Source organism: Stackebrandtia albiflava (genome assembly GCF_007994225.1).
In the GTDB taxonomy this organism is placed as follows: domain Bacteria; phylum Actinomycetota; class Actinomycetes; order Mycobacteriales; family Micromonosporaceae; genus Stackebrandtia; species Stackebrandtia albiflava.
The window spans coordinates 1,939,105-1,954,919 of the sequence record NZ_VLLL01000005.1 but is presented as its reverse complement, the minus strand read 5'-3'; the positions used below and the strand labels follow the sequence as shown (position 1 = coordinate 1,954,919).

At 70.8% G+C, this 15,815-nt stretch carries 17 protein-coding genes; 10 read left to right on the top strand and 7 right to left on the bottom strand.

The genetic code is table 11. The annotated features are described in order from the left end of the window. Positions 1 to 3 precede the first annotated feature (3 nt). The 5 genes from pheT (at position 4) to LX16_RS10000 (ending at position 5,988) form a co-directional block, all read left to right on the top strand. Positions 4 to 2,487 (top strand): phenylalanine--tRNA ligase subunit beta, encoded by a 2,484-nt coding sequence (gene pheT, locus LX16_RS10015; protein ID WP_147136484.1) that lies wholly within the window; start codon positions 4 to 6, stop codon positions 2,485 to 2,487. 52 nt (positions 2,488 to 2,539) lie between these two features. Further along, complete coding sequence (locus LX16_RS10010) at positions 2,540 to 3,724, top strand: serine hydrolase domain-containing protein (protein ID WP_425304411.1); 1,185 nt, start codon at positions 2,540 to 2,542, stop codon at positions 3,722 to 3,724. 22 nt (positions 3,725 to 3,746) lie between these two features. Then, positions 3,747 to 3,923, top strand: a complete 177-nt coding sequence (locus LX16_RS26565; RefSeq protein WP_158645546.1) for an SMI1/KNR4 family protein — start codon at positions 3,747 to 3,749, stop codon at positions 3,921 to 3,923. 393 nt (positions 3,924 to 4,316) lie between these two features. Further along, positions 4,317 to 4,505, top strand: coding sequence for a hypothetical protein (locus tag LX16_RS10005; RefSeq protein WP_147136478.1), 189 nt, complete (start codon positions 4,317 to 4,319; stop codon positions 4,503 to 4,505). Positions 4,506 to 4,713: 208 nt separating this feature from the next. Then, positions 4,714 to 5,988: a DUF7507 domain-containing protein gene (locus LX16_RS10000; protein ID WP_158645545.1), complete on the top strand. Its 1,275-nt coding sequence runs from the start codon at positions 4,714 to 4,716 to the stop codon at positions 5,986 to 5,988. Positions 5,989 to 6,022: 34 nt separating this feature from the next. Here LX16_RS10000 and LX16_RS09995 read toward each other — a convergent pair whose 3' ends face one another. From LX16_RS09995 to LX16_RS09980, 4 genes are all read right to left on the bottom strand, one after another. Continuing rightward, complete coding sequence (locus LX16_RS09995) at positions 6,023 to 6,478, bottom strand: ASCH domain-containing protein (protein WP_147136472.1); 456 nt, start codon at positions 6,476 to 6,478, stop codon at positions 6,023 to 6,025. 63 nt (positions 6,479 to 6,541) lie between these two features. Then, positions 6,542 to 9,031, bottom strand: coding sequence for an ABC transporter permease (locus LX16_RS09990; RefSeq protein ID WP_244615786.1), 2,490 nt, complete (start codon positions 9,029 to 9,031; stop codon positions 6,542 to 6,544). Positions 9,032 to 9,036: 5 nt separating this feature from the next. After that, positions 9,037 to 9,807 carry an ABC transporter ATP-binding protein gene (locus LX16_RS09985; RefSeq protein WP_147136466.1) on the bottom strand — a complete coding sequence of 257 codons (771 nt, stop codon included), beginning with the start codon at positions 9,805 to 9,807 and terminating at the stop codon, positions 9,037 to 9,039. Next, positions 9,804 to 10,037: a hypothetical protein gene (locus LX16_RS09980; RefSeq protein ID WP_147136463.1), complete on the bottom strand. Its 234-nt coding sequence runs from the start codon at positions 10,035 to 10,037 to the stop codon at positions 9,804 to 9,806. Before LX16_RS09980 ends, LX16_RS09985 begins: the two co-directional genes overlap by 4 nt. A 192-nt stretch (positions 10,038 to 10,229) precedes the next feature. On the opposite strand from LX16_RS09980, the gene LX16_RS09975 reads away from it, so the two are divergent. Both LX16_RS09975 and LX16_RS09970 read left to right on the top strand, forming a co-directional pair. Further along, positions 10,230 to 11,477, top strand: coding sequence for a sensor histidine kinase (locus tag LX16_RS09975; RefSeq protein WP_147136460.1), 1,248 nt, complete (start codon positions 10,230 to 10,232; stop codon positions 11,475 to 11,477). Next, entirely contained in the window at positions 11,468 to 12,115 is a 648-nt protein-coding gene (locus LX16_RS09970) for a response regulator transcription factor (protein ID WP_147136457.1), read from the top strand. Before LX16_RS09975 ends, LX16_RS09970 begins: the two co-directional genes overlap by 10 nt. Positions 12,116 to 12,354: 239 nt before the next feature. Here the strand turns inward: LX16_RS09970 and LX16_RS09965 are convergent, their stop codons facing one another. Next, positions 12,355 to 12,699, bottom strand: a complete 345-nt coding sequence (locus LX16_RS09965) for a hypothetical protein (protein ID WP_147136454.1) — start codon at positions 12,697 to 12,699, stop codon at positions 12,355 to 12,357. Then, on the bottom strand, positions 12,696 to 12,848 hold the full coding sequence (locus LX16_RS26560) for a hypothetical protein (RefSeq protein WP_158645544.1): 153 nt from the start codon (positions 12,846 to 12,848) through the stop codon (positions 12,696 to 12,698). The genes LX16_RS09965 and LX16_RS26560 overlap by 4 nt, the downstream gene beginning before the upstream one ends. A gap of 287 nt (positions 12,849 to 13,135) precedes the next feature. On the opposite strand from LX16_RS26560, the gene LX16_RS09960 reads away from it, so the two are divergent. The 3 genes from LX16_RS09960 (at position 13,136) to LX16_RS09950 (ending at position 14,421) form a co-directional block, all read left to right on the top strand. After that, on the top strand, positions 13,136 to 13,984 hold the full coding sequence (locus LX16_RS09960) for a helix-turn-helix domain-containing protein (protein WP_147136451.1): 849 nt from the start codon (positions 13,136 to 13,138) through the stop codon (positions 13,982 to 13,984). Continuing rightward, the gene (locus tag LX16_RS09955) at positions 13,950 to 14,123 is read left to right on the top strand and encodes a DUF397 domain-containing protein (RefSeq protein ID WP_147136447.1); all 174 of its coding nucleotides are present in this window, start codon (positions 13,950 to 13,952) and stop codon (positions 14,121 to 14,123) included. Before LX16_RS09960 ends, LX16_RS09955 begins: the two co-directional genes overlap by 35 nt. 118 nt (positions 14,124 to 14,241) lie before the next feature. Continuing rightward, entirely contained in the window at positions 14,242 to 14,421 is a 180-nt protein-coding gene (locus LX16_RS09950; protein WP_147136443.1) for a DUF397 domain-containing protein, read from the top strand. A gap of 335 nt (positions 14,422 to 14,756) precedes the next feature. Here the strand turns inward: LX16_RS09950 and LX16_RS09940 are convergent, their stop codons facing one another. Next, positions 14,757 to 15,689: a DUF6528 family protein gene (locus LX16_RS09940; protein WP_147136440.1), complete on the bottom strand. Its 933-nt coding sequence runs from the start codon at positions 15,687 to 15,689 to the stop codon at positions 14,757 to 14,759. Positions 15,690 to 15,815 lie beyond the last annotated feature (126 nt).

The following is a 15,815-nucleotide window of genomic DNA, read 5'->3' as shown; positions in this document are numbered from 1 at the left end:
CCCGTGCGAGTCTCACTGTCATGGCTGCGCGACTACGCCGCGCTGCCGGCCGACATCGACGTGGCGACCCTGGACGCCGCCTTCGTGTCCTCGGGCCTGGAGGTCGAGGAGGTCCACGACCTGCGCGACAACGTGTCCGGTCCACTGCTGATCGGTCGGGTCGTCGAGATAGAGGAGTTGACCGGGTTCAAGAAGCCGATCCGGTTCTGCCGGGTGGACGTGGGTGAGTCCGAGCCGCGCGGCATCGTGTGCGGGGCACGCAACTTCGTCGAGGGTGACCTCGTCGTGGTGTCCCTGCCCGGCGCGGTGCTGCCCGGCGGATTCGCCATCAGCGCCCGCAAGACCTACGGTCGCGTGTCGGACGGCATGATCGCCTCCTCGCGGGAACTGGGCGCGGGCGACGACCACGACGGCATCATCGTGCTGCCCGAGGGCGCCGGACACGAACCCGGGACCGACGCCCGTGGCGCGGTCGGGCTGGACGACGTCATCTTCGAGCTGGCCGTCACGCCCGACATGAGTCACTGCTTCTCGATGCGCGGCGTCGCCAGGGAGGTCGCCCACCGGCTGGACGTGGAGTTCACGGACCCGGCGCTGGCGACGCTGGAGCCCACCGCCACCGAGGAGTCCCCCTACCCGCTGTCGGTGGAGGACACCGAGGGCTGTGACCGGTTCGCGCTCCGCGCGGTCACCGGGATCGACCCCACCGCGCCGAGTCCACAGTGGTTGCGCCGTCGGCTGTCCCACGCCGGGATGCGGTCGATCGGACTGGCCGTGGACGTGACGAACTACCTGATGCTGGAACTCGGGCAGCCGTTGCACGCCTTCGACCTGGCGACCCTGAAGGGCGGCCTGGTGGTGCGCCGCGCCCGGGCCGGCGAACGGTTGACCACACTCGACGACGTGGAACGCCGGCTCGACCCGCAGGACATGGTGATCTGCGACGACACCGGGGTCATCTCGCTCGCGGGCGTCATGGGCGGACAGACTAGCGAGGTGGCGCCGTCCACCGTGGACGTCCTCTTCGAGGCGGCCCACTGGGACATGCGGTCCATCGCCGCGACCGCGCGACGCCACCGCCTCGCCAGCGAGGCCGCCAAGCGGTTCGAGCGCGGCAGCGATCCGGCCCTGTGCGCCGTCGCGGTGCAGCGTGCCGTCGAACTGCTCGTCGAGTACGGCGGTGGTGTGGCCGACGCGCGGGTCGCCGACGTCGACCACCGGGTCGCGCGCGAGCCGATCTACCTCGACCCGCAGCTTCCCGGCCGCATCGTGGGCGTCCCCTACACCGACACCGAGGTCATCGCCCGGCTCACCGCCGCCGGTTGTGTGGTCCAGGCGGGCGGGGAGGTCCTGGAGGTCGTCCCGCCGAGCTGGCGCCCCGACGTGACCGACCGGGCCGACCTGGTCGAGGAGGTCGTCCGGCTCGACGGCTACGACAAGGTGCCCGTCGCGATGCCGACCGCGCCACCGGGCAGCGGCCTGACCGCGCGCCAGCGGCGCCGCAGGCAGATCGGCCGGGTCCTGGCCGAGGCCGGATACGTCGAGGCGTTGAACTACCCGTTCCTGGACACCGCGGTCCTCGACCGTTTCGGCCTACCGGACGACGACCCGCGCCGTGACGTGCTGCGGCTGGCCAACCCGCTGGTGGAGAGCGAGTCGGCGCTTCGCACCACACTGCTGCCGGGACTGCTTCGCGCGCTGAAGACCAACGTGGACCGGGGCATCCGGGACGTGGGCCTCTTCGAACTGGGCGTGGTGTTCCACCCGCGCCCGGACTGGGAGCGGGTGGAGCCACCGCGGCTACCGGTGCACCGGCGGCCCACCGACGAGGAGTTGGAGGCCGCCGGGCGGTTGCGTCCCGACCAGCCGCAACACCTCGCCGTCGCGATCACCGGTGACGCCGAACCCGGCGGTTGGTGGGGCGCTCCGCGTCCCGCCGACTGGACGGACGCCGTCGCCGCCGCCCGCACGGTCGCGGAGGCGGCCGGTGTGGAGGTGACGGTGGAGGCGGCACGGTACGCGCCGTGGCATCCCGGCCGGTGCGCGGCACTGCGCGTCGGTGACGAGGTGATCGGTCACGCCGGAGAACTGCATCCGGCCGTGTGCGACGCCCTGGAGATCCCGCGCCGCGTGGCGGCGATGGAACTCGACCTGTCCCGGCTCCCGACGGCGGAGGTGACGCCCGCACCCCGGATGTCGCACTACCCGGTGGCGTTGATCGACGTCGCCGTGGTCGTGGACGACGAGGTACCCGCCGCGCGGGTCGCCGAGGCCCTCGGAGACGGCGCGGGTGAGCTGCTGGAGGGCATCCGGTTGTTCGACGTCTACCGGGACGAGCGGGTCGGCGCCGGGCGCAAGTCGTTGGCGTACAAGCTGACGTTCCGCGCCCCCGACCGGACGCTGACGGCCGAGGAGGCGGTGGCGGCCCGGGACCGGGCCGTGGCGGTGGCCTCGGAACGCTTCGGCGCCGAGCTGCGCGGCGTCTGACCCGTCCCGTCTCTTCACCGGAGCCGGCGACATCGACCTGGACACCAGGTCGATGTCCCCGGTTCCGGCCGGGCGGGGGAGGAGATCCGTGAGCCCGATCCACGGTGAGTGCGCGACGGGGTACGCGGCCGTGTGTGAGGCGTTCGCGCGCGGCATCGCCCTAGACGGTGAGACCGGTGCGGCCGTGGCGGTGTACCACCACGGCCGCAAGGTGGTCGACCTGTGGGCCGGCCGCGCCGATCCTTTCACCGGCGAACCGTGGCGGCGCGACACCCTGACCGTGGTGTACTCCGCGACCAAGGGGGTCACCGCCGCCTGCGCGCTGCTGTTGGCCGAACGCGGCCTGATCGATCTCGACGCCCCGGTCTCGCGATACTGGCCGGAGTTCGCCGCCGCCGGAAAGGCGCGGATTCCGGTACGGTGGCTGCTGTCCCACCGTGCCGGACTGTCCGCACTGGACCGCCGGCTGCCGCGCGCCGACGTGCTCGACGGACGGGCGGTGGTGAAGGCCCTGGAACGTCAGGCGCCCTGCTGGCCACCGGGGACGCGGCACGGATACCACGCGCTCACCTTCGGTTGGCTCGTCGCGGAACTGGTGCGCCGCGTCGACGGCCGTGGCCTCGGCACCCTCCTGGCCGAGGAGATCACCGGTCCGGCGGGAATCGACTTCCACATCGGACTCCCGAAGGAGGAGTGGCGTCGTGCCGCCCGGATCGTCACCGGAACCGACGGCACGCGATCGGCGACGGCCTCCACCTGTCGGCGGCCCCTCCCGTGGGGGACGACGGATTCATTGCGGGACAGGAGTTTCGTGATCAGTGAGCCGCCGCTGGACCACGACGACCCCGCCGAGCAACTGGTGGAGATCCCGGCCAGCAACGGGACGGGCACGGCCGAGGCGCTGGCGCGGTTCTACGCGGCACTCGTGTCGGCACCGGACGGGCACCGGATCCTGTCCACGGACACGGTCGCCGCCGCCACACGTGAGGAGTCGGCCGGGATCGACCTCGTCACCGGCGTACCGAGCCGGTTCGGGCTGGGTTTCGCACTGCCCACCCGCGACACGTCCTGGTACGGTCCCCGCGCGTTCGGGTTCGCCGGTATGAGCGGCGCTCTCGGCTTCGCCGACCCGGACACCGGAATCGGCTTCGGCTACGTGACCAACGGACTCCACCATGGACGGATTCGCGACCGCCGGGCGGCCCGGATCGTCGCGGCCCTGCGCGCGTGCCTGTGAAGGCCGCGGATACCGTGGCCGGATGACGACGACCCGCCCCGGTACCGCGGCCGCCCGACGACTGGCGGAGTCGGGTGTCGCGGGCATCGCACCCGGCCTGACCGACGCCGAGTTCACCCGGCTGGAAGCCCGGTTCGGCATCGAATTCGCCGCCGACCACCGCGAGTTCCTGGCCGCCGGTCTACCGGTGACCGACTGAGAGGCTGTCTTCGAACCTGCTGTTCTGCTGCGCGACGACCGGTCGGCGCCTCGCGGCGTTGTCGGAGGTCCTGCGTACAACACCGGTACGCAGGACCTCCTCCGCCTTGCGATCCACTCGACCGGACCGCCGCTCGCCACGAACGAGGTTCAAAGACAGCCTCTGAGACCCCGCGACCCGGACGCGTATTACGCCTGGGACGCGCCGTGGCCGGACTGGCGCGACGGCGACCCGGCGGAACTGCGCCGGTGGATCGACTGGCCGATCCGCACCGTCCTCGACGACGTTCGCCGGGGCGTCTGGCACCCGGTATGGGGGCCGAAACCGACCGATGAGGCGGAGGCGGTCACCGCCGCGCGTGGACTGCTGGAACGGGCTCCCCGGTTGATACCGGTGTACGCGCACCGGTTCCTGCCGGGAGGTCGAGACCGTTCGGGCGATCCGGTGTTCTCGGTCTGGGGCATCGACACCATCTATTACGGCACCGACCTGGCCGACTACGTCGGTCGCGAGTTCGGCGCCACCGAAGGCGTCATCGGAGAGACGTCGCGGGTGTCGTTCTGGTGCGATCTGATCGGCTGACGTTCCGTCTGGAACCGGCAGCCTGGTGAGGACATCGGGGGCTTCGGGGGAGTCCGCCCGCCCGGGGGCGACCTCCGCGCGACCGTCGCCTGGGCGTGACTGCTTCGGCGAGCACGATCAGGAGCGGGACACCCGGGCCGGAATCCGGGACATGTGCCGTCCGATTGTCTACCGTGAGGTCGATCACGGGGGAACACGGGGGACATCGATGGTCGACGGTGGACGGCGTATCGCGGCGTTGTCGGTGGCGGTGGTGGCGGCGACCTGGTTGGTCGGGTCGATCGCGACCGGGCCGACCGCGGCGGGCGCGGCCGGAGCGGACGGGAGCCGGGAGACCGAGGCGGCCGAACTGCGGGTCGACAAGTCGGTCTCCCCGGACCCGCTGGAGATCGGCGCCGAGGCGGTGTACACCGTGACGGTCAGCAACGACGGCGACGAGACGGCCGAGGACGTCACCGTCACCGACGTACCGGGTGCCGGGCTCATCCCGGGTGATCCGCCCGCCGGGTGCACGATCTCGGGCACGACGGTGACCTGTGGTGGCGCGGGGACCTCGCTGGGTCCGGGCGAATCGGTCGAGTTCCAGATCCCGGTGACGGTGGATCCGGATCTGTCCGACGGCACCAACATCGTCAACAGCGCCTCCGCGACCGCTTCCAACGCCGGCTCCGCGCAGACGCAGACCATCACCCCGGCGTACACGACGACCGACGTCGAGATCACCAAGACGGGACCGGCGACCGTCAACCCGGACGGCACCGTCACGTACACGATCACGGTCGTCAACCACGGTCCCTCGGCCGCCGTCGACGTCACCGTCGAGGACTCACTCGACGGCACCACCATCACGGTGGTCGATCGCCCACAGGAGTGCCCGGGGGGTGGCCTCACCCTGACCTGTCCGTTGGGCACCCTGGAACCCGGCGATGATGTGACCTTCGACTTCACCGTGCGGGTGAATCCCGACGTGCCCGCAGGCACCGTGCTGACGAACTGCGCCCAGGTCTACACCGGCAGCAGGGAGTCCGACACCACGAACAACGAGTCCTGCCAGGACACCGAGGTGGATCCCGGGCCGGATCCGACTGTCTCGCCGAGCCCGACCGATTCGCCGGATCCCACGGATTCGCCCGATCCGACGGATTCGCCGAGCCCCACGGATTCGCCTGATCCGACAGATTCACCGAGCCCGACCGACTCACCGGACCCCACCGACTCGCCCGATCCGAGTGGGTCTCCCACTGAGACCCCGACGTCCACCGACTCTCCCGACCCGAGCGCCACGGTCTCGACCGGGCCGGTGCCCTCGCCGAGCGACGATGACGCGGCCGGTCCCGGCGACCATGACGACGCCGGACCCGTGGGTGACGGGTCGGACGGCCTGCCGGTGACCGGTTCCCCGGTGGGCGGCCTGTGGTGGGCGGCGGCCATGTTGATCGCGATCGGCGTGGGTCTCCTCGCGTTGCGGCGGCGCCGCGTGTGACGGTGGGTCACCGACCGGGGTGCAGGCGCCGGGCTCAGCCGCCAGCCGCCCCGTCGAGCCGTTCGACCACGGTGAACCGTTCGAGGACGACCGGGGTGGAATCTGTCACGGTGAAGTCGGCGCCCAGCTCGGCGCGGGACTCCGGGCCGTGCCAGAACGTCTCGTGGTCGGCCCGCCAGTCCTCGATGGTGGTGTGGCCCTCACCCTCGTCCACCGCGTGGGCGAGGTCCACGTCGGACAGTTGCACCACGCGGACGCTGCTTATCTCCACGACCGCCACCGGCCGGTCCTCGGAGTCGACCAGGACGGAGCGATCGCCCGGTTGCGGAAGCGGCTCGTTCTCCAGTTCGTAACCGGCCAGTAGACCGGTGGTGGAGGTCTTCGCCCCGGACAGCACCGCCGCTACCAGCGTGTCGCGCAGCGGGCCGGGGAACGCCAGCTCGAACTTGGGCAACGGAGCGCCGGATTCGGTCGTGGTCTCGGTCGTCATGCGGCTCACCCTAGCTCCGGTGGGCGGCCGGACGCACCCGTATTCGGCCGCCCACCGGATGGTTCACGCCACCGCGACGGCGACCGTCGGGCTGCTCCGCAACGCGCGCCGGGTCGGCAGCAGCATGGCCGGGTAGGCGACGGCGCACACCAGCGCCACGGTGGCCGGGATCAGCCACGGTGGTCCCTGCGGCCACGGATGTCCGAGCAGTCCCCACCCGAGCAGGCTCATCACCGGTACCGACAGGGCCAGGCCCGCCACCACCGCCATACCGCAGACGAGTGCCGTCTCGCGGCGGATCATTCGCCGCACCTGAGCCGGTGTGGCACCGACCAGCCGCAGCACGGCGAACTCGCCGCGCCGCCGCGTGGTGGCCGCGACGAGGCTGTTACCCACGCCGAGCAGTACGTATCCGAGCAGCGCCGCCGACACCACCAGGTTCACCCACTGGTCCGGAGTCAGTCCGTCGTCGCCCAGTCCCGCCGCCGACACTCCGGCCCGGACCGACACGCCCGGGGTCGACTCGGCCCATCGCCGGACCGATTCGACGTCCCCGGCTACCAGGACCGTGTCGTAGCCGCGCCCGGTGTGTGCGGTGATCAGGTCCGCCGACGCGACGATCGGGCCGAAGCCCATACCGCGCCGGTAGACCGCCACCACCTCGGGTGACACCGGTGTTCCGTCGGCCAGTATCAGGTCGAGCCGGTCACCCACGGACACGTCCTCCACCCAGGCGGTGGCGGCGTCGACGGCGACCGTGTCGCCGGTCAACCGGCGCGGGTCGCCGTCGACGATTCCGAGGTCGATCAGCGCCGACAGGTCCGCTCCGAACGCCGACACCGGGTACTGTTCCGCGCGCGCCTTTCCGTCCTGTTCGTACGGCCACACCACGCTGGTGTGGATCAACGGGACGGCGGCGGTGACCCCGGGCCGGTCGGAGAGCGCGTCGACGAGCGTCCGGTCGCCGGTGCCGCCCGCGACGGTGACGGTGGCGTCCACGTCGATCCCGGCGGCGCGTTCCGCCGACACCGCCTCGGACATGGTGGTCTGGCCGTGTACCTGCACCACGGTCAGGCCCAGTGCCAACGCGAGCACGGTGATGCCCCCGGCGGTACGCAGCGCGTAGCCGTGACTGTTGTGCACCGCCAGCCAGACCGACACGGGGCCGCCGGGGCGCAGCCGCCGGCGGAGTCGGCCCGTGACGGCCCGCACCAGCGACGGACCCGCCAACGCCAGCCCGACCATTCCCGGAACGACACCCGTGACCGCCGAGACGACCGCGGCTTCGCCGGGCAGCAGCAGCAGCGGCGTGAGACCGGTCGCCGCCGACAACGCCATGATCGCCAGACCGGCCCGCAACCGCCACGGGGCGGGCCGCCTCGGTTCCACCTTGGACTCGGCGACGGCCTCGGTCGGGGACATCCCGGACGCCCGCAGTGCCGCCGAGGCCGCCGCGATCCGTACGACCAGCAGCGACGTCAGTACGGCCGCGACCCCCGGCAACGGCCCGAACCGCAGCGGCATCCCCTCCGGCAGCAGCCCCGCCCACGACAACAGTTCTCCGAACCACTCGGCGGACAGGTATCCGACTGCCACGCCCACCGGGAGACCGGCGAGGGCGACCAGGGTGCACTGGTCGGCGATCAGCCGCCGTACCTGGCGGGGCGTCGCCCCGACCGCGCGCAACAGTGCCAGTTCACGCCGCTGCCCGGCGACCGAGACCGACAACGCCGCGGCCACCATGAAGCCGACGATCAGCGACACGGTCCCGCCCATGGAGGCGGCCAGACCGATGAGGGTCGCCCGGCCCGCTCCGCTCGCCAGGTGCTCGACGTCGCCCCTCGTCGCGCCGGTGGCGACGACGAGTTCCGGTAGCGCCGCCCGGATCCGGTCGGCGGTCGCCGCCACGTCCGCCGAGGCCGCGACGTCCACGACCAACGCGTCCACCGTGCCGGAACGGGGGCCGGCGTCGCGACCGGCGAGCGTCGTCGCGGCGCTGGAGGAGAGATACAGCCCGGTCCCGGGCAGCGCCGCCACCTCCGACACCATGACGGTCGTCTCGTGCCCGCCCGCCCGCAACGTGACCGTGTCACCCGCCGCCGCGCCCGCGCGGGCGGCGAGGTCGTCGTCGAGCACGACCTCGTCCTCGCCGGGGGAGGTGCCGGGGCCGGCGGCGCCGAGGGCGAGGACCTCCCAGGCGTGGCCGGTGGAGGCCACCGTTCCGGAACCGGTCGTGACGGTGACCGGGAAGCTCACGTCGCCCGCGACCGCCGCCACGCCCGGGATTCCGGCGACGACCTCGGCCACGTCCGCCGGAAGTGGCACCCGGTCGGGGAGCAGGACGTCGAACTCCTCGTCCTGCACGACGTACTGCGACGCCGACACGGTCACGTCGGCCGCCGACAGGCGTTGCGGCGGCACACCCCCGGCGACACCGGTCTCGACCATCACGCCGGTGGCGGTGACCATCGCCGCGCCGCCGGCGACCGCGCACACCACGGCGACCAGGCCGCTCAGCCGGGCGCGGGCCATGTGCCACGCCGGAACCAGCATCGGGGTCACGCGGCGCCCCTCTCCAGACGGGCCAGCCGGTGGGCGAGCCGTTCCGCGGACGGACGCGCGAGCGTGTCGGCGATCCGGCCGTCCGACATCACGACCGTCACGTCGGCGCGGGCCGCCGCGACCGGGTCATGGGTGACCATGACGATGGTCTGGCCCAGTTCCGACACCATGCGGCCGAACAGGTCCAGCACCTCCGCGGCGGTGCGCAGGTCGAGTGCCCCGGTGGGTTCGTCGGCGAACACCACGTCGGGTCGGGCGACCAGGGCGCGCGCCAGCGCGGCGCGCTGCTGCTGTCCGCCAGACAACTCCGAGGGTCGGCGGTTCAGCAGGCCACGCAGGCCGACGTGCCCGATCAGGTCGTGGAGCCAGGCGTGATCGGGCCGCCGGTCGGCCAGGCGCAACGGCAGCGTGATGTTGTCGCCGATCGTCAGCGACGGCATCAGGTTGTACGACTGGAACACGAACCCGACGCGTTCCCGCCGCAGCCGGGTGCGGGCGGTCTCGCGCATCCCCGTGATCTCGGTATCTCCGATGCGGATGGTTCCCGAGGTGGGGGTGTCGAGCCCCGACGCGCAGTGCAGCAGGGTGCTCTTGCCCGAGCCGGACGGCCCCATGACCGCCGTGAAGCGGCCGACCGGGATGCGCAGGTCCACCGCGTCGAGTGCCGTGACCGTCCGGTCGCCGTCCCGGTAGCGCCTGCACACCCCGTCGAGGCGGATCGCGGTCGCGGTACCGGCCGGCGCCTCCGTCGTGCCCGAGACGGTCATGACCGGCGCGCCTTCACGTGCCGCACGATCGCGACCGTCACGCAGACCAGGGCGGCGGCCCCGAAGAACGCGCCGATCAGTTCGTTCCCGGTCACGGACATGGCCGTGTTGGTACCCGCGAGGGCCGCCGCCAGGATCCACAGCGTCGTCGTCAGGGCGGATCCCCGCCGTGGACGGGGGGCCTCCCCGGTGGAAGTTGCCGGGTCGTCGATCCGGTAGGGATCGGTCATCACACGCCTCCATGTCGATGTCGTTCGGACACTCGACACGCTATGGACCGGGGCCTTCCACACCAATCCCGTCAGCTACCCGATCCGGGGTACAGCAGGCTGTACTCTTCGCCACCGGCCCGGCCCGGGACTGGTGACGGACCCGGCAGGCACGTACAGTCCAGTCGATCCCCCGACGAAACGTGAGACGACGTGTCACCACCCCGATCCCGGTCCGGCGCGGTCGCGACGGTGTTCCGCCGTGCCCTCACGGCGGCCGGGCGGCTGTTCCTGGGGCTGGTCACCGGGATGCTCGCGCTGGTGACGGCGGCGGCGACACTGGCGGTCACCGCGAGCTGCCTGATCGGCGTGGGGTGGTTCCTGGTGCGACCGTGGCTGCGGGTGATCAGGGCCGTCGCGGACCTGGAACGTCGTCGCCTCGCGCGTTTCGGCGAACCGGTGCCGTCGCCGTACGGGCCACTGCCCACCGGCATCGCCGAGGGCTTCCACGACCCGTCGATCCGGCGGGATCTGGTGTGGCTGGTGTCGCACGGCGTCGCGGGCAGCCTCGTGTGCCTGATCGGATTCCAGTTCCCCGTCAACGCCGTCCGCGAGGCGACCGCGCCGCTGTGGTGGACGCTGCTTCCCCCCGAGGAGGCCGGCGCCCTCAACGGCCTGGTGCAGATCACCAGTTGGCGGGAGGCGTTCATCGTGGCGGCGACCTCGCCGGTGTGGCTCGCGCTGTGGCTGGTGGTGAGCCCCCGGATCGCGGACTTCCAGGCACGGTGGGGCCGGCGGATGTTGCGTCCCCACCCCGGCGTGGACCTGTCGGCCCGCGTCTCCCAGCTCACCGCCAGCCGCGCCGCCGCCCTCGACGCCCACGCCGCCGAACTCCGCCGGATCGAACGTGCCCTGCACGACGGCGCGCAGAACCGGCTGGTGGCGGTGGCCATGTTGACCGGCGCTGCGCGGCAGGTGGTCCGCCGTGACCCGGAACAGGCCGACCCGATACTGGAACGGGTCCAGGACGCCGCCGAACAGGCCCTGGCGGAACTGCGTACCGTGGTCCGGTCGATCCTGCCTCCCGTTCTGGAGAACCGTGGACTGGCGGGCGCGTTGAGCGCGCTGGGCGCCGACTGCGCGGTCCCGTGCACCGTGACGGTGGACGTGACGGTGCGTTGCGCGGCGGGGGTGGAGAGCACCGCGTACTTCGTGGTGGCCGAGGCGTTGACCAACGTGTCACGCCACAGTGGTGCGAACGAGTCGGCGGTCACGGTGCGGCGCACCGGGGACGTGTTGCGGATCGAGGTCCGTGACGACGGCCGGGGCGGTGCGGCGGCGGGTGACGGTTCCGGCCTTACCGGGATCGTCCGCCGGGTGGAGGCACACGACGGCACCGCCCGGATCGACAGTCCGGTCGGGGGACCGACCCTTGTGGAGGTGGAGTTGCCGTGCGGGTAGTGATAGCCGAGGACGACGCGCTGCTGCGCGAGGGACTGGCCCTGGTGCTGCGGGCCGAGGGCGTCGACGTGGTCGCCTCGGCGGCGGATCCGGACGGGCTGCTGGCGGCGGTGTCCGCTCACCGTCCCGACGTCGCGGTGGTGGACGTGCGGATGCCGCCGACGCACACCGACGAGGGCATCCGGGCGGCGGTGGCGGCACGACGCGCGCAACCGGGCCTGGCGGTGCTCGTACTCTCGGCCTATGTGGAGGAGAGTTTCGCGACCGACCTCCTCGTCGACGGTTCCCGGGGTGTCGGCTACCTGCTGAAGGAGCGGGTGGGCCGGGTCTCGGAGTTCGTCACCGCGTTGCGGCGGGTCGCCGAGGGCGGGACGGCGATCGACCCGGAGGTGGTGTCGCAGCTCTTCGCGAGGCGGCGTTCCGCCGACCGGCTCGCCGGGCTGACCCCGAGGGAACGGGAGGTGTTGTCCGCCATGGCGGAGGGACTGGGCAACACCGCGATCGCGGCACGGTTCTTCATCACCGACAACTCGGTGCACAAGCACATCAGGTCGATCTTCGCGAAGTTGGGCCTGTCGCCGGACGGCGAGTCCGACCGGCGGGTGGCGGCGGTGCTGCGGTACCTCGACGCCACCTGAACCGCCACTCCGGCAACGGTTCGGCCGGTCCGGGGTGTGCTGCGCCGCAGTCGTGGAGTGGCCCGGGCCGGAACCCCCACCGGTTCCGGCCCGGGCGGCTTCAACCCCTCACGGTGCGGTCCTGCGGGTGGGGCGGCCGCACCGGAACGGGACGTGACCGGTTCCGGCGCAACGGACGCAGGCCGCCCGTGCCTCGGGTCGGCCGAGGCAGTCCGGGCACAGCGAGCAGATCTCGGGTTTCACGACGGCTCCCGGTGCCGGGCGGCGGGATTCGGTCTCCGGTCACGGGTTCCGGGCGTGGCCTCCCGGTGCCGGGCCGTCTCGTGCCACATCCGGCGCGCGGCGGCGATCACGTCGGGCCTGGCGTCGCGGTCGCGCACCCAGCGTTGGTGGTGCGGGAAGACCACCAGGTTCGGAAAGGCCGGGTCGGCCATCTGGCAGTAACCCACGTCGGTGAGCCCTGTCCCGTCGCCGAGGTCGGCGACCAGCCATACCGTCGTGCTGCCCGGTTCCCACCTGCCACCGACGACGACTCCGCGCACGTCGAGGCTTCCCAGATCCACGATTCCGTCCGATGTGGTCACGAGTGGTCACCCCCGCTCCGCGCGGCGGTGCCCACGATCCGGGCGGACCGGCACGGCCACCTGATCCCCACACCGAAGTACGCGCCGCAGTCGCGGCACCAGCCCTCGTAGTCCTCGTGCCTGCCCGGCAACGGTCTCCCCGTCTCCATGTCCGGCCTCCGTCTCGCGTCGTCGATGAAGGCGGTCCCGGCGCGGGCGCACCGGGACCGCCGAGCCGATGTGAATGCGGGAGGTCACCACACCGACCACTCACGACGCTAGGCGCCGCAGGCTGTCATCTGAAGGCACGTAGCCCCGGAGTTTCAGACCCCCGTCCGGCCACCGGCAGGATGCGACCGTCGGTATGACTTGGCATGAAAACGCCGGCGGAAATCGCCACCGTGTTCTGCTCATTCCCGACAGTGACAATGAGTGACTGCGCGGTGATAATGACCCGATGGACGACCTCCCACCGTTTCCCCGCCGCGCTCTCGGCAACTCCTTCCGGCAACTGCGCGAGGCGAGGGCATGGTCCATCAGTCATGCGGCGGCAGCACTCGGTATATCGCGTGCCAAGCTCCGTGCGATCGAAGCGGGCGGTACCAGGCTGGCCATCATGGACATCGTGGGATTGTGTCGGATATACGGCGCTTCCACAGCGCAGGAACGAGAACTCATAGCGTTGGCGGAGTCCAAGGAGAAGCACAGTTGGATGGAACAGTATGCGGGCGGTATTCCGCGTTACGCACAGAAGTACATCGAGATGGAGCGGCGTGCAGCCCGTATCTTCATTTATGAATCCGAATTCACCACCGGCCTTTTCCAGACGGAGGGCTATATTCGCGCCAACCACGAACGCGACTGGTTGCATGATTCCGCCTCGTCCGCCAAGATTCTCAACGCTCGGCTGGCTCGCCAGCACCACCTCGCGATGCAGCCGAGCCGACCTGCGATCCACCTGATCGAGAATGAGGCGGCCTTGCGTCGGGCGGTGGGAGGTCAAGAGGTGACGGGCGAACAGATCCGAACACTCCGGGACGCGGCCGGCCGCGAGAACGTGACAATCGGAGTGTTGCCTTTCAGTGTCGGTTCTCATCCGGCAATGGCAGGCAGTTTCATCCTCATCGACTTCGACGCGGAGGAGCCTCCCGTCGTATACATCGAGACGCGTGCCGGCTGCCGATACGATTCCGAGCCGAAAACGGTAGAGATGTATCGTAAGGACTTCAACGAGATAGAGCGGCTTTCGGTACCGATCGAGGAGTTCGTCGATGACTGCATGGCGGAAGCCCAGCCGCAGCAATAACTCTGGTGGGGCTTGCGTGGAGGCGCGGTCGCGGATGGACCGGTTTCAGCTGCGGGACTCCAAGTTGGGTGAGGACTCCCCGGTCCTCGACGTCTCGGTTACGGACTTCGTGGGATTCCTCGCCGCGGTGAAGTCCTGATCCCTGAGCGGGGCTTGGTCGGCTTCGGGACGATCGATGCGTGTGATGAACCGGCAACCAGCTGTATCGTTAAGACTCCCGCAACGTAGGTTTCCGTACCGATTGAGGAGTTTGAGCTATGACCACAGGTACGTGGCGTAAATCCAGCCGAAGCCAACCGCAGGGCGCGAATTGTGTCGAGGGCAGGGCGTTTGCCGGGCGGTTTCAGCTGCGGGACTCCAAGTTGGGCGACGACTCCCCGGTGCTCGACGTCTCGGTTACGGACTTCGCGGGCTTCCTCACCGCCGTGAAGTCCTGATTTTCGCAGGGAAGATGCGAGAAGTGATGACTGCCTCAACCTGGCGTAGAGCACGACGCAGTAGCGCGAACTCAGGCAACAACTGCGTAGAGGGCGGGCTTTCGCCGGGCGGTTTAAGCTGCGGGACTCCAAGTTGGGCGACGACTCCCCGGTGCTCGACGTCTCGGTTACGGACTTCGTGGGTTTCCTCGCCGCCGTGAAGTCCTGACCCCTGAGCGCGGCTTGGTTGGTCAAAAAGCCGGCTTGGTTGGTCATACGACACCGAAAAATCGGACATCAGGTACGATTCGACGCCCTTCGATGGTCGTATGGCCAACCAAGCCGAAAAAGACGGGTCAGTCGAACTCGGGGTTGAGTAGGCGGGCCTTGTAGATCTGGCCCTCCGGGTGAAGCTTGTCCTCGGTGTCGAAGTGGACCACGTCGCTACTCCATCGGCGCGGCGGCAGGTCCTCGGCCTGCAGCCACATCGCCTCGCCCCACTTGTCGCGGACGTAGGACTTGATGAGCCTGCCCTCCAGGATCACGGTCGCCGTGAGGCTGCGGGTGTCCACCTCGTAGGCCGCGTAGGTGTCGGTGATCAGCAACCGTCCCTTGTGGCCGTAATCGGGTTGCAGGTCGTGGCCCAGTCCGGGGAAGGTGACCTGCGCGCCCGTCTCGACCAGCCGGGAGTCCCGGCCGTTCCCGGTGACCTCGTACGCCTTCAGCACCTCGTCGCCGATGCCCCACAGCACCCGCAGGCTCGGGCTCCACAGCACGCCGTGCGCGCCGGGCAGTTCGACGGTCTGGACGTGCCGCAGCGTGTCGGGGTGTGACGGCCGGGAGGGCGCGTAGACGTCCAGGTGGCCGTGGGAGGAGGCGGTCACCACGACGCCGGAACCGGGGACGCGTTCGATCGCGTGCGGGTTGCCGCCCGGCTCGCCGTACCACAGCAGGTCGTCCAGGTCGTGTTCCCGGTTGCCGGTGAGCCGGATGATCCCGGCGTTGCCTCCGCTGGCGGCGGCCAGCGCCACCCTGCCGAATCCGGTGGCGCGGCGGAACCGTACGTCGGACAGGTTGTACCAGCCGCCGACGCCGGGGTTCCAGCTCCAGACGACGTTCTCCTCGGTCCATTCGGTGTCGCGGCGGAAGGTGAGCAGTCGGTTCGTCCGCTGTTCGGTCACGCAGACCGACGCGTGGGGTGAGTTGGCTGAGGCGGTGCCCGCCATCAGTCCGGTGGTGGCGAGTGCGGCGCCAACGGCGGCGCCGCGCAGGACGGTTCGGCGTTTCATCGGCCGGCTCCTTGGGGGAGAGGAGTGGGTCTCGCGACTGGCGAGACCAGCGAAGACCACTGAGTATGACAGCGCTTGCCGTGACATGGGTGACCAATCGGGTCACGCCGCATGGCCACCGGGTGA

Excerpts from the sequence above, each read along its gene's own strand:
- LX16_RS10010 (WP_425304411.1), top strand. The coding sequence starts at position 2,540 with ATGTCCCCGGTTCCGGCCGGGCGGGGGAGGAGATCCGTGAGCCCGATC.
- LX16_RS26565 (WP_158645546.1), top strand. The coding sequence starts at position 3,747 with ATGACGACGACCCGCCCCGGTACCGCGGCCGCCCGACGACTGGCGGAG.
- LX16_RS10000 (WP_158645545.1), top strand. The coding sequence starts at position 4,714 with ATGGTCGACGGTGGACGGCGTATCGCGGCGTTGTCGGTGGCGGTGGTG.
- LX16_RS09995 (WP_147136472.1), bottom strand. The coding sequence starts at position 6,478 with ATGACGACCGAGACCACGACCGAATCCGGCGCTCCGTTGCCCAAGTTC.
- LX16_RS09990 (WP_244615786.1), bottom strand. The coding sequence starts at position 9,031 with ATGCTGGTTCCGGCGTGGCACATGGCCCGCGCCCGGCTGAGCGGCCTG.
- LX16_RS09985 (WP_147136466.1), bottom strand. The coding sequence starts at position 9,807 with ATGACCGTCTCGGGCACGACGGAGGCGCCGGCCGGTACCGCGACCGCG.
- LX16_RS09980 (WP_147136463.1), bottom strand. The coding sequence starts at position 10,037 with ATGACCGATCCCTACCGGATCGACGACCCGGCAACTTCCACCGGGGAG.
- LX16_RS26560 (WP_158645544.1), bottom strand. The coding sequence starts at position 12,848 with ATGGAGACGGGGAGACCGTTGCCGGGCAGGCACGAGGACTACGAGGGC.
- LX16_RS09960 (WP_147136451.1), top strand. The coding sequence starts at position 13,136 with ATGGACGACCTCCCACCGTTTCCCCGCCGCGCTCTCGGCAACTCCTTC.
- LX16_RS09955 (WP_147136447.1), top strand. The coding sequence starts at position 13,950 with ATGACTGCATGGCGGAAGCCCAGCCGCAGCAATAACTCTGGTGGGGCT.
- LX16_RS09950 (WP_147136443.1), top strand. The coding sequence starts at position 14,242 with ATGACCACAGGTACGTGGCGTAAATCCAGCCGAAGCCAACCGCAGGGC.
- LX16_RS09940 (WP_147136440.1), bottom strand. The coding sequence starts at position 15,689 with ATGAAACGCCGAACCGTCCTGCGCGGCGCCGCCGTTGGCGCCGCACTC.